Source organism: Pikeienuella sp., assembly GCF_046290545.1.
Lineage (GTDB): Bacteria > Pseudomonadota > Alphaproteobacteria > Rhodobacterales > Rhodobacteraceae > Pikeienuella.
The window spans coordinates 831407-851301 of the sequence record NZ_JBKAGV010000017.1 but is presented as its reverse complement, the minus strand read 5'-3'; the positions used below and the strand labels follow the sequence as shown (position 1 = coordinate 851301).

18 protein-coding genes are annotated in these 19895 nt (G+C 70.7%); 6 read left to right on the top strand and 12 right to left on the bottom strand.

All coding sequences use genetic code 11. From position 1 onward, the window contains the following. The first annotated feature begins 1 nt into the window (after nt 1). Nucleotides 2–2041, top strand: a complete 2040-nt coding sequence (locus ACE37J_RS20565; RefSeq protein WP_409715224.1) for a hydantoinase/oxoprolinase family protein — start codon at nt 2–4, stop codon at nt 2039–2041. Then, complete coding sequence (locus tag ACE37J_RS20560) at nt 2038–3774, top strand: hydantoinase B/oxoprolinase family protein (RefSeq protein WP_409715221.1); 1737 nt, start codon at nt 2038–2040, stop codon at nt 3772–3774. The genes ACE37J_RS20565 and ACE37J_RS20560 overlap by 4 nt, the downstream gene beginning before the upstream one ends. A gap of 3 nt (nt 3775–3777) precedes the next feature. Here the strand turns inward: ACE37J_RS20560 and bfr are convergent, their stop codons facing one another. Genes bfr through ACE37J_RS20540 form a run of 4 tightly spaced genes read right to left on the bottom strand, consistent with a single transcriptional unit; the run spans nt 3778 to nt 4837 of the window. Next, complete coding sequence (bfr, locus tag ACE37J_RS20555; protein ID WP_409715218.1) at nt 3778–4266, bottom strand: bacterioferritin; 489 nt, start codon at nt 4264–4266, stop codon at nt 3778–3780. Further along, nucleotides 4241–4507, bottom strand: a complete 267-nt coding sequence (locus tag ACE37J_RS20550; RefSeq protein WP_409715215.1) for a bacterioferritin-associated ferredoxin — start codon at nt 4505–4507, stop codon at nt 4241–4243. The genes bfr and ACE37J_RS20550 overlap by 26 nt, the downstream gene beginning before the upstream one ends. A gap of 7 nt (nt 4508–4514) precedes the next feature. Beyond that, the gene (gene hemP, locus ACE37J_RS20545; protein ID WP_409715212.1) at nt 4515–4694 is read right to left on the bottom strand and encodes a hemin uptake protein HemP; all 180 of its coding nucleotides are present in this window, start codon (nt 4692–4694) and stop codon (nt 4515–4517) included. Beyond that, a complete protein-coding gene (locus ACE37J_RS20540; protein ID WP_409715209.1) occupies nt 4691–4837 on the bottom strand; it encodes a hypothetical protein in 147 nt (48 codons plus the stop codon). The genes hemP and ACE37J_RS20540 overlap by 4 nt, the downstream gene beginning before the upstream one ends. 181 nt (nt 4838–5018) lie before the next feature. Here ACE37J_RS20540 and ACE37J_RS20535 point away from each other — a divergent pair, with 181 nt between their 5' ends. Genes ACE37J_RS20535 through ACE37J_RS20525 form a run of 3 tightly spaced genes read left to right on the top strand, consistent with a single transcriptional unit; the run spans nt 5019 to nt 7526 of the window. After that, nucleotides 5019–5417 carry an MAPEG family protein gene (locus tag ACE37J_RS20535; protein WP_409715207.1) on the top strand — a complete coding sequence of 133 codons (399 nt, stop codon included), beginning with the start codon at nt 5019–5021 and terminating at the stop codon, nt 5415–5417. After that, the gene (locus ACE37J_RS20530) at nt 5414–6751 is read left to right on the top strand and encodes a TldD/PmbA family protein (RefSeq protein WP_409715204.1); all 1338 of its coding nucleotides are present in this window, start codon (nt 5414–5416) and stop codon (nt 6749–6751) included. The genes ACE37J_RS20535 and ACE37J_RS20530 overlap by 4 nt, the downstream gene beginning before the upstream one ends. Then, entirely contained in the window at nt 6738–7526 is a 789-nt protein-coding gene (locus tag ACE37J_RS20525) for an inositol monophosphatase family protein (RefSeq protein ID WP_409715201.1), read from the top strand. The genes ACE37J_RS20530 and ACE37J_RS20525 overlap by 14 nt, the downstream gene beginning before the upstream one ends. A 78-nt stretch (nt 7527–7604) precedes the next feature. On the opposite strand, the gene ACE37J_RS20520 is transcribed toward ACE37J_RS20525, so the two are convergent. Both ACE37J_RS20520 and ACE37J_RS20515 read right to left on the bottom strand, forming a co-directional pair. Next, nucleotides 7605–8453, bottom strand: a complete 849-nt coding sequence (locus ACE37J_RS20520; protein WP_409715198.1) for a universal stress protein — start codon at nt 8451–8453, stop codon at nt 7605–7607. A gap of 12 nt (nt 8454–8465) precedes the next feature. Beyond that, entirely contained in the window at nt 8466–9953 is a 1488-nt protein-coding gene (locus ACE37J_RS20515; protein WP_409715195.1) for a SulP family inorganic anion transporter, read from the bottom strand. A gap of 139 nt (nt 9954–10092) precedes the next feature. On the opposite strand from ACE37J_RS20515, the gene ACE37J_RS20510 reads away from it, so the two are divergent. After that, a complete protein-coding gene (locus ACE37J_RS20510) occupies nt 10093–10335 on the top strand; it encodes a DUF4170 domain-containing protein (RefSeq protein ID WP_409715192.1) in 243 nt (80 codons plus the stop codon). Nucleotides 10336–10369: 34 nt separating this feature from the next. Here ACE37J_RS20510 and ACE37J_RS20505 read toward each other — a convergent pair whose 3' ends face one another. From ACE37J_RS20505 to ACE37J_RS20480, 6 genes are all read right to left on the bottom strand, one after another. Beyond that, the gene (locus ACE37J_RS20505; RefSeq protein WP_409715189.1) at nt 10370–11044 is read right to left on the bottom strand and encodes a VPLPA-CTERM sorting domain-containing protein; all 675 of its coding nucleotides are present in this window, start codon (nt 11042–11044) and stop codon (nt 10370–10372) included. Between the two features lie 221 nt (nt 11045–11265). Beyond that, complete coding sequence (locus ACE37J_RS20500) at nt 11266–11829, bottom strand: VPLPA-CTERM sorting domain-containing protein (RefSeq protein WP_409715186.1); 564 nt, start codon at nt 11827–11829, stop codon at nt 11266–11268. A 335-nt stretch (nt 11830–12164) separates the two neighbouring features. Continuing rightward, complete coding sequence (locus tag ACE37J_RS20495; protein ID WP_409715183.1) at nt 12165–13463, bottom strand: nicotinate phosphoribosyltransferase; 1299 nt, start codon at nt 13461–13463, stop codon at nt 12165–12167. Then, entirely contained in the window at nt 13463–14077 is a 615-nt protein-coding gene (gene pncA, locus ACE37J_RS20490; RefSeq protein ID WP_409715180.1) for a bifunctional nicotinamidase/pyrazinamidase, read from the bottom strand. The genes ACE37J_RS20495 and pncA overlap by 1 nt, the downstream gene beginning before the upstream one ends. Before the next feature lie 62 nt (nt 14078–14139). Then, entirely contained in the window at nt 14140–16677 is a 2538-nt protein-coding gene (locus tag ACE37J_RS20485; protein ID WP_409715177.1) for a beta strand repeat-containing protein, read from the bottom strand. Nucleotides 16678–16823: 146 nt separating this feature from the next. Further along, nucleotides 16824–19739: a cadherin-like domain-containing protein gene (locus tag ACE37J_RS20480; protein WP_409715174.1), complete on the bottom strand. Its 2916-nt coding sequence runs from the start codon at nt 19737–19739 to the stop codon at nt 16824–16826. Between the last annotated feature and the right edge of the window lie 156 nt (nt 19740–19895).

Sequence of the window (19895 nt, the reverse complement as noted above, 5' to 3'; positions counted from 1 at the left end):
ATTGGGCTCCCTCGTCGGCGTCGATGTGGGCGGCACCTTCACCGATCTCGTCCTGATCGATGCGGAGACGGGCGCGCTCCGCCTCGCCAAGACGCCGACGACGGCGGAGAACCAGTCCGGCGGCGTCCTCGCCGCGCTGGACGAGGCGGGGGCGGCGGGGCCGGAGATCGACCTCATCGTCCACGGCACGACGGCGACGACGAACGCGGTGCTGGAGCGTCGCTTCGCCCGCACCGGCCTCATCACGACGATGGGCTTCCGCGACGTGCTGGAACTCGGCCGCCGCACGCGCCCGAACCCCTACGGCATGACCGGGACGCACCGCCCGATCATCCCCCGCGACCTCCGCCTCGAAGTCCCCGAACGGATGGACGCTTCGGGCCGCGTCGTCACGCCGCTCGACGAGGCGGCGGTCGCGGCCGCGGCGCGGAGGCTGCTCGATGCGGGCTGCGAGGCGGCGGTGATCCACTTCCTCCATTCCTACGCCAACCCCGCGCATGAGAAACGGGCTGCGGAGATCGTCGCCGCGCTCTGGCCCAACCCCTATGTGATCGCCGGGCACGAGCTTCTCTCCGAAAGCCGGGAATACGAGCGCGGCGTGACCGCCGCAGTCAGCGCCGCAGTTCACCCGCTGCTCGAACGCTACCTCGCGGCGCTCCGCGCCGCGCTCGCCGTGCGCGGCTACGCCGGGGACGTGCTGGTGGTGAACGGCAATGGCGGGATGGTCTCCGCCGCCCATGTGGCGCGGGAGGCGGCGAAGACGGTCATGTCCGGCCCCGCCTCCGGCGTCATCGCCGCCGCCGCGATCGGGAAGGCGGCCGGGGCGCCCGACCTCATCACCTGCGACATGGGTGGAACCTCCACCGACGTCGCCCTCATCCGCGGCGCCGCGCCCGCCCTCTCCTCCGAGATCGAGCTCGACTATGCGCTCCCGATCCATGTGCCGATGGTGGACGTGCGGACGGTCGGCGCCGGCGGCGGCTCCGTCGCCCGCGTCAGCGCGGCGGGGTTGCTGGAGATCGGGCCGGAAAGCGCCGGCGCCGTTCCGGGCCCGATCTGCTACGGCCGCGGCGGCGACCGGCCAACGATCTCCGACGCGAACCTGCTCCTCGGCCGGCTCGATCCGGCGGGGCTGAAATCGGTGGAAGGGGGCGTCCCCGTCTCCCGCGTCGCCGCGATCTTCGAGGCCGAGATCGGCGCGCCCCTCGGGCTCGATGCAACCGGCGCCGCGGCGGCGGTGATCCGCGTCGCCAACGCGAAGATGGCCGGCGCGATCCGCATGGTCTCCGTCTCGCTCGGCGCCGATCCCCGCGATTTCGCGCTCTTCGCCTTCGGCGGCGCCGGGCCGCTTCACGCCTCGGCGCTGGCGAAGGAGATGGGCGCCCCGCGCGTCCTCGTCCCCGCCCGCCCCGGCGTGACGAACGCGCTCGGCTGCGCCCTCGCCGACATAAGGCACGACTTCACGGCGACGCTGAACCGCCCGCTCGACGCGCTGGAGATCGCGGAGGCGCACGCCGTCCTCGCCGAGCAGGCGGCGCGGGGCGAGGCGCTCTTGGCGCGGGAGCGGGCGCCGATCCGCGCCCGCCGCCATGTCCACGCGGCGGAGATGCAGTTCGCCGGGCAGTCCCATGTCCTGACCGTCCCGCTCGCGGGGCCGGAGCCGTCGCTCGACGCCCTGCGGGAGGGCTTCGCCGCCGCCTATCTCGCGCGGTTCGGGATCGAGCTGACCGGCGCCCGCGTCAACCTCGTCTCGCTCTCCACCTCGGTGATCGGCCTCCGCCCCCCGCTCGACCTCTCGCGCCTGATCGACCCGGCGGGGCGGCGCAGCTCGCTGAAAGAGGCGGAGACAGGCCGCCGCCCGGTCTTCTTCGACGGGACCTGGCGTGAAACGCCGGTCTATCGCCGCGAATGGCTCCCGGCCGAATTCCGCCTCGAAGGGCCTGCCGTGATCGGCCAGATGGATTCGACCGTGCTGATCGAGCCCGGAGACCGCGCGGCGGGGGACGCTTTGGGAAACATCTTCATCGAGGTCGCGGCATGAGCCTCGATCCCATCACCCTCACCGTCATCCAGGCCGGGCTCCAGCAGATCTGCGACGAGATGGACCTCGCCTTCTCCCGCGCCGCCTTCTCCCCGGTCATCGCGGAGGCGGACGACCGGTCGGACGGGATCTATGACGCTGCGGACGGCGCGCTGATCGCGCAGGGGCTCGGCGGCCTCCCCGTCTTCGTCGGCGTGATGCAGGAATCGACGCGGAGCCTCATCGCGATGATCGAGGCGGGAGAGGTCGCGCCGCCGGAGCCGGGCGACACCTATGCGATGAACGACCCCTATCTCGGCGGCACGCATCTGATGGACGTGCGCTTCGCCCGGCCCTTCTGGCGAAAGGGGGAGATCTTCTGCTGGCTCTCCAATACCGGGCACTGGCCCGATATCGGCGGCGCCGTGCCCGGCGGCTTCTCCGCCTCCGCCACCGCCGTGGAGCAAGAGGGGCTGCGGCTCCCGCCCGTCAAGCTCTTCAAGAAGGGCGTGCTGGACCGGGAAATATACTCCATCATCACCTCCAACATCCGCGTGGCGGACCAGCGGATCGGCGACGTGAAGGCGCAGGAGGCCGCGCTCCGCATCGGGGAGGAACGCCTCGCCGCCCTGCTCGACCGCTACGGGGACGACACCGTCCGCGCCGCCATCGCGGAGCTTCGCGCCCGCGCGGAGGCGGAGATGCGCGCCAGGCTGGCCGAAATACCGGACGGCGAATACCGCTCCGTCGCCTGGATCGACAGCGACGGCGTGGTGGACGAACCCCTCGCCATCCGGCTCCGGATCGTGAAGGCGGAGGGGCGGCTCGTCTTCGACTTCGTGGGGTCGAGCCCGCCCTGCCGCGGGCCGATGAACTCGGTCTGGGCCACCACGCTCTCCTCCGTCCATCTCGCCGTGCGGCACATCTTCCCCGAAGCGCCGCTGAACGCCGGGGCCTTCGCGCCGGTGGAGGTGATCCGGCCAGAGGGGACGTTCCTCGACGCCCGCTATCCCCGCCCCGTCTCCGGCTGTGCGGCGGAGGTCAGCCAGCGCATCGCGGAGGCGGTGTTCCTCGCCCTCGCCGATGCGCTCCCCGCGCGCGTCACGGCGGCGCCCGCCGGCACCTCCGGCAACTTCGCCCTCGGAGGAAGCGACCCGGAAAGGGGCCGCGATTTCGTGATGTACCAGATTTCCGGCGGCGGCTATGGCGGCTCCGCGGTGGGGGACGGGCTCGCCAACGGCTGCTCCACCATCGGCATATCCAAGGCGCCGCCCGTGGAGATCATGGAGCAGAATTTCCCCGTCCTCTACCGCCGCTACGCCCTCCGCGAAGGCTCCGGCGGCGCGGGGGCGCGGCGCGGCGGCTTCGGGCTCGACTACGAGGTGGAGCTCTTGCGCGGGGAGGCGCGCGCGAGCTTCGTGATGGACCATGGCCGCGCCGGCCCGCCCGGCGTGCGGGGCGGGGAAGCCGGCGCGCCTAACGAAGTGCGCGTGACGCGGGGCGGGGAGCCCTTTACGCCCCCCCATCTCTCGAAGGCGCAGGACATTCCCCTCACGCCCGGGGACCGTGTGCGCGTCCGCACGCCCGGCGGCGGGGGGTATGGCGACCCCTTCGCCAGAGACCCGGCGCTTGTGGCCGAGGATGTGCGACTCGGCCGCTACACGTTGGAGGAAGCCGCCCGACTCTTCGGCGTCGCCGCGCCGGGCGGAGAGATCGACGAGGCGGAAACGGCTCGCCTCCGCGCCGGACGCTGAGCCTCAGGCCTCGGGCGTATCCGCGCTGTCGGCGTTAAGGAGATGATACTTCTCCTCGCCCATCTTCGCGATCAGGTCGAGCTGAGTCTCGATGAAGTCGATATGGTGCTCCTCATCCGCCAGCAGTTCCTCGAAGAGCCCCTTGGAGACATAGTCGCCCACCTTCTCGCAATAGGCCCGCGCCTCCTTGTAGAGCGCGTGCGCGTCATGCTCGGCGGCGAGGTCGCATTCCAGCGTCTCCTTCACCGTCTCGCCGATCCGGAGCGGATCGAGCGACTGGAGGTTCGGATGGCCCTCGAGAAAGATGATCCGGTCCATCAGCTTGTCCGCGTGGTGCATCTCCTCCACGCTTTCCTCACGGCTCTTCTTCGCCAGCTTGCCGACGCCCCAATCAGCCTGGAGCCGGTAATGGAGCCAGTACTGGTTGATCGCCGTCAGTTCGGAGCGGAGCGCGCGGTTGAGATATTCAATGACCTTCGGGTCGCCCTTCATGCACTTTCCTTTCATTCCTGCCGTTGCGGAGGCCCCGCAATTCGGTCGGTATGGTCGATTTCAGCTCGTCGCGCATCGTCGTCACGAACAGGCCGATGCAGCCGCCGCAATCGGGCCGCCGCCCGAGCGCGCGATAGACCTTACCGGGAGTAACCACAGTATCCGGGTCGGAGGCGCGCATCCACGCGACGGCGGCGCGCACCTCCCGGTCCGTGATCCCGGTGCAGGAACAGAGGATCATCAGGCCCTCATTTCGTGAGCAGAAGCTTCCCCTGCCGCGTGATGCGGAGGAGATAGGCCTGGTCGCCGAGCCGGATCACGGCCCGCTGCCCGCCTTCGGTCAGCGTCTCGGCGTCATGCACAGGGTCGCCCGGATGCGCGTCGGGGGAGACGGGGGCGTAGCTGCGGGGAAGGGTCATCTGGTTCATCGCGCCTCTCCCGCCGGGCTGTGGGGGCGGAGCAGGTCCATCAGCCGCTCAAGGCCGAAATCCTGCGCAAGCTCGGCTCCCGTTTCGGGGTTGAGAAGTTCGCGCCGGTCGGGCGGCGGCGCCTTCGTCTCGTCTCGGTTCATCGGAGGGTCCTTTCCTCTTTCGATTCGGGCTCCCCCGGGGGGCGGCGGCCTTCGCCGGTCAGGGTGGCTTTGAATACCTTAGTGAAACACTCTGACTTGTCAATCGCCCCGTGGAATCCCGGCGCACTTGCGCCGCGCGCGGGGCGCCCTAGGTTGCGCGCGACCATTCGGGAGACGATCCATGACGCCGCCGCTTCTCTCCGCTCTCTATGCGGGGCTCAACGCGCTCATCCTGCTCTGGCTGACCGTCGCGGTGATCCGCCGGCGCGGGGCGCTCAAGCTGAGCCTCGGCGATGGCGGGAACAGGGACATGGAGCGCGTGATTCGCGGCCACGCCAACGCGGCGGAGACGATGCCGATCGCCCTCATCCTCCTCGCGCTCACGGAGATGACAGGCGCGCCGTCCGTGGCGATCCATGCGGCGGGGCTCGCGCTCACGCTCGGGCGGCTCCTCCACGGCCTGCATTTCGCGGCGGGCGGGCCGGGGCTCTTCCGGCTTGTCGGGATGGCGGCGACGCTGCTCACGATCTCGCTCCTTGCGCTCGGCCTCGTGGCGCACTCCCTGGCGCGCCTGCTGTGACTGGCGCGGAGCTCGCCCGGAGGCTGATCGAGGCCGCGCGCCGCGCCGGGGCGGATGCGGCGGACGCGCTCGCCGTCTCCTCGCGCGACGTCTCCGTCTCGGTGCGCGGCGGCGCGCTGGAGGAGGCGGAAAGCGCGGAGAGTCTCGACTACGGCCTCCGCGCCCTTGTCGGCCGGCGCCAGGCCTGCGTCTCCGCCTCCGATCCCTCGCCTGCGGCGCTGGAGGAGGTCGCCGCCCGCGCCGTCGCCATGGCCCGCGCCGCGCCGGAGGATCCGTATTGCGGCCTGCCGGATGGGGGGCTGGCGGATCTTTCCCGCCTTCCCGACCTCGACATCGAGGACCATGCGGAGCCTCCCCTTCCCGCCACGCTGAAGGCGATGGCGGCGGAGGCGGAGGCGGCGGCGCTCGCCGTCGCCGGCGTCGCGCAGGCGGAGAGCGCGGGCGCGGGCTGGCGCCGGTCCGACATCGCCTTCGCCGCGACCAACGGCTTCTCCGGCGCCTATGCCCGCACCGGCGCCTCGCTCTCCGTCTCCGCCGTGGCGGGCGAGGGCCTTGGGATGGAGACGGATTACGAATACGCCTCCCGCACCCATTTCGCGGACCTGCCGCCCCCTTCCGAGATCGGCGCGACGGCGGGCGCCCGCGCCGCCGCGCGGCTCAAACCGCGTCGGGCGAAGACCGGGGCCTATCCCGTGCTCTTCGACCGGCGCGTCTCCGGCTCGCTCGTCGGCCATGTCCTCGGCGCGATCAACGGCTCCGCCGTCGCCCGCGGCGCGAGCTGGCTGAAGGACAGGATGGGGGAGCGCGTCCTGCCCCCCGGCTTCACCATCACCGACGACCCGCATCGCCGCCGCGCCGCCGGCTCCCGCCCGTTCGACGGGGAGGGGATGGCGCTTTCCGCGCGGCGTCTGGTCGATGACGGCGTGTTGGCGGGCTGGACGCTGGACAGCGCCACCGCGCGCCGGCTCGGCCTCCCCGCGCCGGGCGGCGCGCGGCGCGGCGTCGGCGGCCCGCCCTCGCCGGGGACCTCCACGCTGGAGCTGAGCGAGGGCGAGGAGACGGCGGAGGCGCTGATCCGCGCGATGGGTGAGGGCTTGATCGTCACCTCGATGATCGGATCCTCGATCTCCGCCACCACGGGCGCCTACAGCCGCGGCGCGGCGGGCTACTGGGTGGAGGGCGGGGAGATCGCCTGGCCGGTGAACGAGCTGACCATCGCCGGCTCGCTCCCCGACTTCCTTCTCCGGATGCGCGCCGCGAACGATGCGGACCGGACGCGGGGCGTCATCGCGCCGAGCCTCCTTGTCGAAGGGCTCACCATTGCCTCCGGCTGAGGGCGACCTCCCGCTCCTCCTCGATCACGCCCGCGCGGCGGGGGAGATCGCGCGGCGGCATCACCGCAAGGATGTCCTGACCTGGGAGAAGGAGGGCGGCGCCGGGCCGGTCACCGCCGCCGATCTCGAGATCGACGCCATGCTCCGCTCCCGCCTCCTCGCCGCGCGGCCCGGCTATGGCTGGCTCTCGGAGGAGACGGAGGACAATGCGGCCCGGCTCTCGCATGAGCGGGTGTTCATCGTGGACCCGATCGACGGCACCCGCTCCTTCATGCGGGGGGAGGACACGTTCTGCCACGCCCTCGCCGTGGCGGAGGCGGGGGAGATCGTGGCCGCGGCGGCCTATTTCCCGATCCGGGACGAGATGTTCTGGGCCGTGAAGGGCGGCGGCGCTTTCCGGGACGGGGAGCGGCTGGCAGTCTCCTCCCGCATCGAGATCGACGGCGCCTCCGCGCTCGCCGGGCGGGCGCAGGTCGTCCCCTCCTCATGGCCGGGCGGGGCGCCGCCGGTCAGGCGGGAGTTCCGCAACTCGCTCGTCTACCGCCACTGCCTCGTCGCCTCCGGAAGGTTCGACCTCGCCTTCACGCTCCGCCCCGCCTGGGAATGGGACGTGGCGGCGGGAGAGCTTATCGCAGCGGAGGCGGGCGCGACCGTCTCCACCGCGAAGGGCGGCGCCTGGCGCTACAACGCCGCCGAGCCGCGAATGCCGGGCGTCGTGGTCGGCCCGGCTGCGCTCCATGCCGACATTCTCGCGCGGCTGAAGCCGGCGGCGTGAGGGCCGCACACGGCGTGCAGCACACTCATTGCATTGATATGATTACATGATTGGAAACCGGGCTCACGCCTCCGCATCTCACCGGTGGACCAGCGCCGGCACGCGGCAGCCGTTGATCAGCTCGGCCGTCACGCTCCCGACGACGAGGCTGCGAAGCCGGGAATGGCCGTAGGCGCCCATCACCAGCAGGCCCGCGCCCGTCTCTTCAACCGCCGCGCCGATCACCGTCGCCGGTTCGCCCGGCACGATCCGGCCCTCCGCCTCCAGCCCGCCGGCGCGGAGGAGGGAGAGCGCGCTCTCCAGCATCCGCCGGGCCTCCCCCGTCCGCTCGCCGGCGGTGACCACCGTGAAGGCGACCCCGCGCGCGAGCGGGGAGCGGGAGACGGCGTCGAGCGCCTTCAGCGCGCCCGAACGCCCGTCGAAGGCGATCACGGCGCGCTCTACCGGGCGGAAGCTCTTGGCGGCCACCAGCACGGGCAACGTGCTGGCGCGGATCACCCGTTCGAGATTCGAGCCGAGATGCAGCCTCGCATAGTCTGAGGCTTCGCCCCGCTTGCCGATCACGAGCAGGTCCGCCTCACTTTCGCGCGCCGCGATCTCCTCGAGGAGGTCGCCGGTGCGGAGCGTCGCGTGGACGTTCGGCGCGCCGGCGGCCGCCAACCTCTCGCGCAGCGCGTCGAGCGCGAGCCGCCCGCTCTGCTGCAGCAGCCGGAACCGCTCCTCGTCCAGCGCGGAGAGCCGCTCCAGCAGCTGCGAGCGCCCCTCGAAGCCGACCCGGCCGCTGAAATCGCGCGAGGGCGCGTCGCGCCGGCCGAGGACGTGCAGCAATTCGACATCCGCCGAAAGCCCCTTCGCCGCGTAGGCGGCGCAGTCGGCGACGCTCTCCGCATAGGCGGAGCCGTCGACACAGGCGAGAATGCGGGCCATCGGAAGCCTCCCCTAATGCTCCAGAAGCTTGCCGAGCGCCCCCGGCCTGTCATGGACGCCGAGCCTGTCCACGATGGTGGCGCTCGCCCGGTTCATCCCCTTGAGGTCGACCGTCGCGCCCTCCCGCCTGAACTTCAAGACCGCCATGTCCACTGCGGCGACGCTGGAAATGTCCCAGATATGGGCGTCGCTCATGTCGATCGTCACATGCTCCAGCGCCTCGCGGAAGTCGAACGCGTCGAGGAATTCCTCCGCCGAGGCGTAGAAGAGCTGCCCCTCCACCTTGTAGACCCGGCTCCGCCCGTCCGCGCTCAGGGTCGAGCTCACGCTGAAGATCTGGGCGATCTTCGCGGCGAAGAAGATGCCGGAGAGCAGCACGCCCACCAGCACGCCCCAGGCGAGGTTGTGCGTCGCCACGACGACGACGACCGTGGCGACCATGACGATGGAGGAGCTGGCCGGATGCTCCCGCAGGTTCTTCAGCGAGGTCCAGCTGAACGTGCCGACGGAGACCATGATCATCACCGCGACGAGCGCCGCCATCGGGATCGAGGCGACGAGATCGCCCAGAACGATGATCATGAAGAGCAGCATGACGCCCGCGAAGAAACAGGAAAGCCGCCCCCGCCCGCCGGACTGCACGTTGATGACCGACTGCCCGATCATCGCGCAGCCCGCCATGCCGCCGAGAAAGCCCGAGCCGATATTCGCGAGCCCCTGGCCAACGCATTCGCGGTTCCGGTCGGATTTCGTGTCCGTCAGGTCGTCCACGATATTCGCCGTCATCAGCGATTCGAGGAGGCCGACCACCGCAACCGCGACGGAATAGGGAAGGATGATGAGCAGCGTCTCCAGCGTCAGCGGAATGTCCGGAAGCAGGAACACAGGGAGCGTGGAGGGCAACTCGCCCATGTCCCCCACCGTCCGCACCTCCCAGCCGAAGAGCGCCACCGCCCCGGTGATCGCCACGATGCAGACGAGCGGGGCGGGCACGCTCTTCGTCAGCATCGGCAGGAGATAGAGGATGGCGAGCCCCGCCGCGATCAGCGGATAGGTGATGGCCGGAACGCCGATCATCTCGGGAACCTGCGCAAGGAAGATCAGGATCGCGAGGGCGTTGACGAAGCCCGTCATCACCGAGCGGGAGACGAAGCGCATCAGCCGCCCGAGCCGGAGCGCGCCGGCGAAGATCTGCAGGAGCCCGGCGAGGATCGAGGCGGCGAGGAGATATTGCAGCCCGTGATCCTTGACGAGATCGACGAAGAGCACCGCCGTCGCCGCCGTCGCGGCGGAGATCATGCCCGGCCGCCCGCCCGCGATGGCGGTGACGACCGCGATGGCGAAGGAGGCGTAGAGCCCCACCTTCGGGTCCACCCCCGCGATGATCGAGAAGGCGATGGCCTCCGGAATGAGCGCAAGCGCGACGACAAGGCCGGAGAGAAGCTCCGGCCAGCCGGCGCCCGCCCATTCGTTTCGCAATCGGATCCAGTCGAAATTCATCGCGCCTCTCCCCTCGTCGCGTGAAGGGAGCCGAGCGTAGGGTTTTTGCTGCGATGCACAACCCGGAAGTCCCGCGACGCTTCCCCGAGGGTCGCGGTCGCGCTAGAGAGGCGCGACGCCGCAACAAGGGAGCGCCGCCATGCCCGTCCGCCTTCATCTCGTCTTCGGGGGCGAGCTCAAGGACGCCAGCCGGACCGAATTCGCCAATCCGGACAATCTCGACATCGTCGGGATCTTCCCAAACTACGCCAAGGCCTACGACGCCTGGAAGGCCGCCTCGCATCGGACGGTGGACAGCGCGACGACGCGCTATTTCATCGCCCATCTGCACCGGCTGAGGGATGAGGAGCGCGAGGCGTCCAAGACCGAGGAGATCGGCTGAGGCGCGGCCCCGCCGGGGCGGGGCCGCGAAGGCGTCAGGCCGCCCGGCGCCGCTTCGCGGCGAAGCCGAGCCCGGCGAGGCCGGCGAGGAGGAGCCAGCCCGCCGCTGGGAGCGGAACCTGCGCGACCGGGTCGGGCGTCGCCGTTCCGAAGAAGCTGTAGTGGCTGAGGCCGGTTCCGTTGGCCGCGGCGGCGAAGGTCAGCGTGAGGGAGCCGCCGGTGAGGTTGCGGATGATCGCCGTGGCGAGCTTCGTCTTGTCCGGGGCCTTTGCGCTCTTGTCCTTCTTGCCGGTCGTCGCCGGCGCGGCCGCATCGCCCGTGCCCCCGCCGCCCGTCTTCACCAGAACATAGAGCGCGTTGGTGACGATGGTGGCGACGCCAAGCTCGTCCTTCCCGCCATGCGCGGCCAGAGCCGCGTCGCCGGAGAACAGGTTGGCGTTGACGAAGGCGAGCTCCGTCGCGTCGCCCGAATTGCCGAGATCGAACATCTGGCCGGTCGTCGCGTCGAAAAGGCCAGGCGCGCCCTTGAGCGCGACCGCCTTGCCGGCGCAACTGTCCGCCGCCGCCGCCCCGCAGCCGAGCGTGAAGCGCAGGCCGGAGGGCGCGGTGGCGTCATCGTAGAAGGAAAGCGTCGAGGCGCGCGCGCCGGCGACCCCGAGAGCGAGCGAAAGCGCAACGCCGCACAGCACGACGAACCGCGAGGAGGGCATGATTGTTCTGTCCCACAAGCGGGCCGCAGCGGGCCCGCGCGCGCCACGGAAACATTCAACACGCGGCAATTTGTTTGATACAGGTCGATTGCGGCGGAACTTGGACAGGCCGCGCCGCGCGCGAAAGAGTCGCGACCCGTTGCAACCGGGCCGCCTGCCCGCCCCCGAAACGAAAACAGCCCCGCCGAGGCGGGGCCGCTTCAACATCCGCTCGCCGGGCCTCAGGCCGCCCGCCGCCGCTTCGCGGCGAAGCCGAGCCCTGCGAGGCCGGTGAGGAGGAGCCAGCCAGCCGCCGGGAGGGGGACTGCCGTGGACGTTCCGAACTCGTTGATGTGGCTCAGGCCGTTGCTTCCGGCGAGCTTCGTGAACGTGATGTCGATCTCCCCGCCGGAAATGTTCCGGATCAGCGCGACGGACATGTCCTGGCCGCCGCCGATCTTGAACAGGATATAGGCCGCCATCGAACTGAAGGTCACGCTCTCGACGCCGCCCATGTCCGTCTTGTCCGCGCCGACGAAGGTCTCCAACGGAAGGGTGTTTGCGCTGACGAAGGCCGCCTCGTTCGCGTCGTTCGGCGGCGAGACGGTGAACATCTGCCCCTTGACGGGGTCGTATACGCCGAACTCCGCGATCAAGGCCTCGCATCCTGCGCAATCCAGCGTGAACTGCGCGCCGGTTTCGAGGGCGGCGTCGTCATAGAAGGTGAGCGGAGCCGCCGAGGCCGGCGGCGCGAACGCCCCTGCGGCGAAAAGCGCCGCGGCGAGGCTTGTCGATACTCTGATCATCATGGGGCTCCCACATTGTTGCATGAACTTAACGCACGCACGAACACGTCAGATCCCACCCACTAAAGATATCGCTTAATTTTTACTTAATTTCAATGAGATAGACCCAGGTTGCAAAAAGAGGGCAAAACTCCCGGCAGTTGTTTTCCTCCTTGTTAGGCTTCACTAAATCGCCTTTCCGTTGTCAGGGAGCTCTCCCCCCGGTTGAAGCGATTTCGCCTTTCTTCCGCCACAATCGCGCCCGGCGGGCGCCGCATCGCCCGGGCATGATCTCCACACTGTCCCTCGAAGACCGTTCGACTCGCGCGCGCCCCACGGGGCCGCGCTTTTTTTCGTCAGACCGTCACCGCCATCGGCCGCTGGGCGCCGACGCCGAAGACGCGGCGATAGCGCTCCACCTCCGCGGGCTCGCCCGTCGCCTTCACAGGATTGTCGGAGAGCTTCACCGTCGGCAGACCTTCCGCGCCCACGGCCTTGCAGACGAGCGAGAAAGGGGCGAGCGCATCCCCCGCCAGCCCGCGGAAATCGTTGGTCAGCAGCGTGCCCCAGCCGAAGGAGAGCGTCACGCGATGGGCGAAGGCGGCGTGGAGCCGGCCGATCAGGTCCACGTCGAGCCCGTCAGAGAAGATGATGCGCTTCTCCTTCGGGTTCTGCCCGTGCGCCCGCCACCACTCGATCACCGCCTCCGCCGCGGCGAACGGGTCCCCGCTGTCGATCCGAACGCCCGTCCATCCCGCCAGCCATTCCGGCGCGCGGGCGAAGAAGGCGGCGGAGGAGAAGGTGTCCGGCAGGACGATGAGGAGATTCCCGTCATAATCCTTCCGCCAGTCGTCCAGCACGCGGTAGGGCGCGGCGGCGAGCGCGGCGTCGTCCCCGTCCCTCCCGGCGAGGGCGGCGTAGACCATCGGCAGTTCATGCGCGTTGGTGCCGATCGCCTCCACCTCCCGCCGCATCGCGATCAGGCAGTTGGAGGTGCCAGTGAAGCGGGGGCCGAGCCCTTCCAGCATCGCCTGCACGCACCAGTCCTGCCAAAGGAAGGAATGCCGCCGCCGCGTGCCGAAATCGGCGATGGCGAGGCGTTCGAGCGGGCGCAGCCGCTCGATCTTCTCCCAGAGCCGGGCCATGGCGCGGGCGTAAAGCACCTGAAGCTCGAACTGCCCCATCCCCTTCAGCACCGCGCGGCCGCGCAGCTCCATCAGGACGGCGAGGGCGGGCACCTCCCACATCATCACTTCGGGCCAGGCGCCCTCGAAGGTCAGCTCGTACTGGTCCCCCCGCCGCTCGAGGTGATAGGGTGGCAGGCGCAGGCCCTCGAACCATTCCATGAAGTCCGGCCCGAACATCCAGCGTTTGCCGTAGAAGGTGTTGCCGCGGAGCCATGTGCTCTCCCCCCGGCTGAGGGAGAGGGAGCGGATATGGTCGAGCTGCTCGCGCAGCTCCCCCTCGTCGATCAGCCGCGCCATCGGCACGGCGGGGGAGCGGTTGATGAGGGAGAACTCCACCTTCACGTCGCGGTGCCGGCGGAAGACGGTCTGCGCCATCAGGATCTTGTAGAAATCCGTGTCCAGCAGGGAGCGGACGATGGTGTCGAACTTCCAGTTGTGGTCATAGACCCGCTTGGCGATATCGACCATCAGGAGATCTCCGCCATCGGCTTCAGCCGCACGCCCGCGCCCCGCATCTCCACCCGCGCCGCCTCCGCCGAACCGTTGAGGTCGATCGCGCGGCAGGCGTCCTCCGCCACAGTCACGTCGAAGCCGAGCCGAGCCCCGTCGAGCGCGGAGAACTTCACGCAGAAGTCGAGCGCGAGCCCGCAGAGCACGAGGCGGGAGAGGCCGCGCTCGCGGAGATAGCCGGAAAGCCCGGTTGGCGTCTCCCGGTCGTTCTCGAAGAAGGCGGAATAGCTGTCGATCTCGCGGCGGAAGCCCTTGCGGATGATGAGGTCGGCGTCCTGCCGCAAGCCGTAGTGGAAGGCCGCGCCGTGGCTCCCCTGCACGCAATGGCGGGGCCAGAGCGTCTGCCGCCCGTAGGGCGCCTCGATCTCGGAAAAGGGGATCGCGCCGGGGTGGGCGTCGACGAAGGAGAAATGGTCCGCCGGGTGCCAGTCCTGCGTCAGCACGCGAAGGGGGAAGCGCGCGGCGAGGGCATTGGCGGCGGAAACCGTCTCGTCCCCCTCCCCCACGGCCAGCGCGCCGCCCGGGCAGAAATCGTTCTGCACGTCGATGATGATGAGCGCCGTCTCCGCCATCCGCGCCTCCCTGTTCGCCTGAAAGGTGTGCGACGGTTTGCCGGGCGTGGCAAGGCGGGCGCTCAGAAGATGAAGTCGTCCTCCCCGAGGGCGCCGGCGTTCCGGTTCTCGATGAGGATCGAGCCGCGCCCGTACGTGACGAGCACGTCGTCGCCCTGCTGTTCGATCCGGAGCTCGCTAAAGTCCGAGACGCCGCGCTTGAATTCGACCTGGTCGCGGCCCTGCTGGAAACGCTGGATGACGTCGTCGCCGTCGCCGGGCTTGAAGCGGAAGAGATCAGCCCCGCCGCCGCCCTTCAGCGTATCGTCGCCCTTGTTCCCTTCGATCGTGTCGGCGCCGCCGCCGCCGATGATCCGGTCAGCAGCGCCGCCGCCCTTGAGGAAGTCGCCCGCGCCGCCGCCCTTCAGCGTGTCTTCGCCGCCCTGGCCGAACATCCGGTCCGCCCCGCCGCCGCCCTTGAGGCTGTCGCCTCCGCCGCCGCCGCGGAGCACGTCCTCCCCGCCCTGGCCGAGCAGCGTATCCTCGCCGCCAAGGCCGCGCAGGGTGTCGTCCCCGGCGCGCCCTGCGATCCGGTCCGGCCCCCCGGCCCCGGAGAGCGCGTCGTCGCTCCGGGTCGGGCTGGCGGGCTCGTCGGCCGGCGGCGACGGCTCGTCCGGGGGCGGCTCGTCGTCGGGCGGCCCGACGATTGGCGGGTCTTCCGCGGGCGGCTCATCCGCAGGCGGGTCTTCCGGGGGCGGGTCTTCCGGGGGCGGATCGACAGGCGGCGGCGCGGGGAAGAGCTGGGCGAGGCTCCGCGCACCGTCCGCGAAGAGAAAGCTCTCCACATTCGTGATCGTGTGGCTTTCCCCCGCGCGGGAGATCGTCACCGTCCCGCCGTCCTGCATCAGCGCATAGGCGGACAGCGCGCCGACGAAGACCGCCGTGTCGTCGTCCGCCCCACCGTCGATCACGTTGGCGCCGGGCCCGCCTTCGAGCCGGTCGTCCCCGTCGCCGCCGGTCAGCGTGTCGTTGCCGCCGAGGCCGAAGATCGTGTCGTTCCCGCCGAGGCCGTCGAACTCTTCCGCCAGCAGGGAGCCCGAGATGCGGTTGGCGCCCCCGTCGATGGTCCGGAACCCGAAGACGACGTAGCTGGAGCCGGAACCGCTCCCGTTCGGGTCGGCCCCTCTGGCCCCGACGATGACGTCGTCGATCCCGTCGCCGTTCACGTCGCCCGCCGCCGAGACCGCGCCGCCGCTGTAGTCGAGCGCCGCCGCGCCATCGAGGCGGAACCCGTCCGCCCCGTCCAGCGCGCCGAGGTCCAGGCTGGCGGCGAAGCCCGTGGTCTTGCCGAAGACGACATGGCTGGAGCCGGCGGCGTCAGTGCTGTTCGGGTCGGCGTCTCTCGCCCCGACGATCAGGTCGCCGATCCCGTCGCCGTTCACGTCCCCCGCAGCGGAGACGGAAATGCCGCTCCGGTCGCCCGCCGCCGCGCCGTCGAGGCGGAACCCGTCCGTCCCGTCCAGCGCGGCGAGGTTCAGGCTCGCGGCGAAGCCCGTGGCCTTGCCGAAGACGACATAGCTGGAGCCGGCGGCGTTCGCCCCGCCCGGGTCCGCGTAGAGGGCGCCGACGATGAGGTCGTCGATCCCGTCCCCGTTCACGTCCCCCGCGCCGGAGACGGAGCGCCCGCTCCGATCTTCCGCCGCCGCGCCGTCGAGGCGGAACCCGTCCGTCCCGTCCAGTGCTCCGAGGTCAAGGCTCGCGGCGAAGCCCGTGGTCTTGCCGAAGACGACATGGCTGGAGCCGGAGCCGAGGCCGTTCGGGTCGGCCTGGTTCGCCCCGACGATCAGGTCGGCGATCCCGTCGCCGTTCACGTCGCCCGCCGCCGAGACGGAAAAGCCGCTCCGGTCGCCCGCCGCCGCGCCGTCGAGGCGGAACCCGTCCGTCCCGTCCAGCGCGCCGAGGTTCAGGCTCGCCGCGAAGCCTGTGCTCTTGCCGAAGACGACGTAACTGGCGCCTGAGGCGTAGCCGTTCGGGTCGGCGAGGTAGGCGCCGACGATCAGGTCCCCGATCCCGTCCCCGTTCACGTCGCCCGCCGCCGAGACGGAAACGCCGCTCACGTCCCCCGCAGTCACGCCCGCAAGGCGGAAGCCGTCAGTCCCGTCCAGAACGCCGAGGTTCAGGCTTGCCGCGAAGCCCGTGGCCTTCCCGAAGACGACGTAGCTGGAGCCGGCATTGCCGGCGCCGTTCGGGTCGGCGAGGTCGGCCCCGACGATCAGGTCGCCGATCCCGTCGCCGTTCACGTCGCCGGCCGCGGATACGGAGGAGCCGCTCCGGTCGCCCGCCGCCGCGCCGTCGAGGCGGAATCCGTCCGCCCCGTCCAACGCGGCGAGGTCAAGGCTCGCGGCGAAGCCCGTGGCCGTGCCGAAGACGACATAGCTGGAGCCGGCTGCGCTGGCCCCGCCAGGGTCGGCGTACCTGGCGCCGACGATCAGGTCCCCGATCCCGTCGCCGTTCACGTCCCCCGCCGCGGAGACGGAACCGCCGCTCTGGTCCTGCGCCGCCGCCCCGTCGAGCCGGAAGCCGTCTGTGCCGGTCAGGGCGCCAAGACTGATGGCGGTCATACGAACCTCTCACAACCGGAGGGGCGGAACCTGAAGCATGATGGTTCGCATCGGCTTAACGGACCTGAGCCTGCAGAATCCGCATCCATTCGGCCCATATCCGGCCCTGATCGCGAAAGGAGACGCCGGGGGCGCGGGCAGCGCCCTCAGAAGAGGAAATCGTCCTCCCCGAAGGCGCCGGCGTTCCGGTTCTCGAAAAGGATCGAGCCGCGCTTGTAGGTCACCAGCACATCGTCGCCCTCCTGCTCGATCCGGAGCTCGTCGAAGCCCGAGACGCCGCGCTTGAACTCGACCTGATCCGCGCCCTGCTGGAAACGCTGGATCACGTCCGCCCCGTCTCCCGGCTTGAAGCGGAAAAGGTCCGGCCCGCCGCCGCCCTTCAGCGTGTCGGCGCCCTTGTTCCCCTCGATCGTGTCGGCGCCCCCGCCGCCGATGATCCGGTCAGCAGCGCCGCCGCCCTTCAGGAAGTCGCCGCCGCCGCCGCCCTTCAGCGTATCGTCGCCGCCCTGCCCGAACATCCGGTCGGCCTGGCCGCCGCCCTTCAGGCTGTCGTCGCCCCCGCCGCCGCGGAGCACGTCCTCCCCCCGCTGGCCGAGCAGCGTATCGTCCCCGCCCCGGCCCCTGACCGTATCGTCCCCGGCCAGCGCGGCGATCCGGTCCGGCCCGCCGGTTCCCCTCAGCACGTCGTCTCCCATGGTCGGCCCGGCGGGCGGAGTGGCCGGGGGCGTCACAGGAGGCGTCGCTGGGGGCGTCACGGGCGGTTCGACCGGCGTGGCGGGCGGCGTGACTGGCGGCGTGGCGGGGGGCGCCACAGGCGGTTCGAGGACGGACAGCGCGAAGACTCCCTCCTCTGAAACGGCGCCCGCCGCGTCGGTCGCCGTCACGCTGAACCCCGCCGGGCCGGCGCCGCCGTCATGGCGGAAGGAGACGAGCCCGGCAGCGAGCTGCGCGGCGGTAAAGGCGATCCCCGCCCCCGGCAGGTCCCCGCCCGCCACCGTTACGGCGCCCCCCGTCGCGCCCGAGACGTGGAAGATCGCGTCCGCCGCCGTCGCGCCCAGCATCGCCGCCGTGAGCGTCGTCGCCCCGCCTTCCTCCACCTCCGCCGCGCGCGCGCCGGTGAGCGAGACGGGCGTGACGGACCCGCCGAATAAGACATAGGCGGCGCCCGAGCCCGGCGCATAGGCGTCGTCGCCGGCGGCGCCGAAGATCACGTCGGCGAGCCCGTCCCCGTTCACGTCGCCTGCGCCGGAGATCGAAGAACCGATGGCGCGGTCGTTCGCCGCCGCCCCGATCTCGAACCCGTTGACGCCGTCCAACGCCTCCACGTCGAAGACGGCGCCGAACCCGTCCTCGCGCCCGAAAATCACGTAGAGGCGCCCGTCCGATTCGACGAACGGCGAGGCTCTGCGTGCGATCAGGAGGTCGTCGATCCCGTCGCCGTTCACGTCGCCGGCCGCGGAGACCTTGTCCGCCCCGAACAGGTCCGGGTCGCGGCCGGGGAGGAACCCGGTAACCCGGAACCCGTTCTCTCCGTCGAGATCCGCAAGGCTGAACGTCGCCGCAGGCCGCATAGACGAGCCGAAGACGATGAAGATGTCGCCCCCGCCCGCGTTGCCGTAGCCTTCCTGCCCGAAGCCGATATCGTCGAACCCGTCGCCGTTGATGTCGCCCACGAAGGCCACGTCCCGGCCGAATTCCTGCCCCGTCGTGACCGGCGTGAAGCGCGTTGCGCGCAGTTCCGGCGCGCCCGCTTCATCGACGCCGTTGAGCTCCGCCGTCGTCGTCTCGTTCAACTCCACGAAGGGTTGGGGAGACTCGTCGAAAAAGAACGTCGCTTCACCGAAGACCAAGTGGACTTCGCCGGCCTGCCCCCCTCGCGAGCGGGCCCCCGCCAGAATGTCGTCGAAGCCGTCGCCGTCGAAATCGCCGCCCGAGGCGAGCCCGTAGCCAAAGAATTCGAAGCTCTCCGACCCGGCGACGCCAGCCTGGGCCGGGAGCGAGCCGGTGGTCGCGTTCGGGTTGGTGACGGACTGGACGTTGCCGGAATGATCGTCGACGCCCTCGATCACGACGACCCGCCCCGCGCTTTCGAGGCTGAGGTCGGTGCGCGGCTCGTCGAAAGGGCTCCCGAGCAGGAGGTCCTGCAGGCCGTCGCCGTTCACGTCGCCCGACGCCATCGTGCGGCCGGTCGCCGCGAAGATCTCGGCCGTGTTGAATTTGACGCCGTCGACCGCGTCGGCCTCGATGTCGGAAGGTCCGACAGCGGCGGCGACGGGGTCCGGCGATCCGTAGAGCATGAAGGACCGCCCGGTCCCGATCAGGCTGCCGCTTTCCGCCGTCTGCGCGTAGTTCGGCGCGCCAAAGGCGACGTCGTCGAACCCGTCGCCGTTGAAATCGCCGACGCCGGCGACGGCGAAGCCGAGCCGCTCGCCGTCCTGGTCGCCATCGAACCGGAACCCGTCCGTCCCGTCGAGCGCGGCGAGGTCCACCGCCGCGCCGAACCCGTCAGCCTTGCCGAAAACAACGAAGGCGCGGCCGCCTTCGCCCGCCGCCGCCGGGATGCGCTCATCCAGCGGCGCGCCGATCACGACGTCGCCGAACCCGTCGCCGTTGAAGTCGCCCGCGGCGGCGACAGAATAGCCGATGTTGTCGGGGAACGCCTCTCCCGGAAACGCGCCTGTGAAATCGCCCGAGAGGCGAAACCCCTCCGTCCCGTCCAGCGCCGCGATGTCGAGGAAGGCCGAGGTCTCCCGCACCTCGGCGACGCGCACGGTCCGGGCGGCTTCGCCGGGCGCGCCCGGCGCCGTCGCCTCCACGTCGAAACGCCCGCCCCGCGTCGTCCCGTCATCTACGAAGCGGATGCTGCGGGAGAGAAGGTCGGCCTCGGTGAAGCTCAGGACAGGCACGCCCGGCGCATCCGCCCGTTCCAGGAACCCGCCCGAGAGGTTCGTCACGCGGTAGACGATCTCGCCCGCCGGGGCCCCCGCGAAGCCCGAGGAAACATCCTCCGTCGTGAGCGCCGCACGCCCGCCCTTGAGAAGCTGCAGGGAGAGGTCCCCCATCGCGCGGCCCTCCGAGTCAGCCCGAAACGCGAAGAAGGTTAACAGCCGGGGAGCCCCCGGTCCATCCGCGGCCCCACGCAGCGTGCATCCCTGCACTTCCCGAAACCCGCCGCGCGCCCGATAGAGTTCGTTCCCGCGTCGTCTCCGCGAGGACGA

What these genes read in the sequence shown, in the direction of transcription:
- ACE37J_RS20535 (WP_409715207.1), top strand. Translation starts at nt 5,019, where the DNA reads ATGACGCCGCCGCTTCTCTCCGCTCTCTATGCGGGGCTCAACGCGCTC.
- ACE37J_RS20480 (WP_409715174.1), bottom strand. Translation starts at nt 19,739, where the DNA reads ATGGGGGACCTCTCCCTGCAGCTTCTCAAGGGCGGGCGTGCGGCGCTC.
- ACE37J_RS20560 (WP_409715221.1), top strand. Translation starts at nt 2,038, where the DNA reads ATGAGCCTCGATCCCATCACCCTCACCGTCATCCAGGCCGGGCTCCAG.
- ACE37J_RS20510 (WP_409715192.1), top strand. Translation starts at nt 10,093, where the DNA reads ATGCCCGTCCGCCTTCATCTCGTCTTCGGGGGCGAGCTCAAGGACGCC.
- ACE37J_RS20485 (WP_409715177.1), bottom strand. Translation starts at nt 16,677, where the DNA reads ATGACCGCCATCAGTCTTGGCGCCCTGACCGGCACAGACGGCTTCCGG.
- bfr (WP_409715218.1), bottom strand. Translation starts at nt 4,266, where the DNA reads ATGAAGGGCGACCCGAAGGTCATTGAATATCTCAACCGCGCGCTCCGC.
- pncA (WP_409715180.1), bottom strand. Translation starts at nt 14,077, where the DNA reads ATGGCGGAGACGGCGCTCATCATCATCGACGTGCAGAACGATTTCTGC.
- ACE37J_RS20520 (WP_409715198.1), bottom strand. Translation starts at nt 8,453, where the DNA reads ATGGCCCGCATTCTCGCCTGTGTCGACGGCTCCGCCTATGCGGAGAGC.
- ACE37J_RS20540 (WP_409715209.1), bottom strand. Translation starts at nt 4,837, where the DNA reads ATGAACCGAGACGAGACGAAGGCGCCGCCGCCCGACCGGCGCGAACTT.
- hemP (WP_409715212.1), bottom strand. Translation starts at nt 4,694, where the DNA reads ATGAACCAGATGACCCTTCCCCGCAGCTACGCCCCCGTCTCCCCCGAC.
- ACE37J_RS20550 (WP_409715215.1), bottom strand. Translation starts at nt 4,507, where the DNA reads ATGATCCTCTGTTCCTGCACCGGGATCACGGACCGGGAGGTGCGCGCC.
- ACE37J_RS20505 (WP_409715189.1), bottom strand. Translation starts at nt 11,044, where the DNA reads ATGCCCTCCTCGCGGTTCGTCGTGCTGTGCGGCGTTGCGCTTTCGCTC.
- ACE37J_RS20495 (WP_409715183.1), bottom strand. Translation starts at nt 13,463, where the DNA reads ATGGTCGATATCGCCAAGCGGGTCTATGACCACAACTGGAAGTTCGAC.
- ACE37J_RS20500 (WP_409715186.1), bottom strand. Translation starts at nt 11,829, where the DNA reads ATGATCAGAGTATCGACAAGCCTCGCCGCGGCGCTTTTCGCCGCAGGG.
- ACE37J_RS20515 (WP_409715195.1), bottom strand. Translation starts at nt 9,953, where the DNA reads ATGAATTTCGACTGGATCCGATTGCGAAACGAATGGGCGGGCGCCGGC.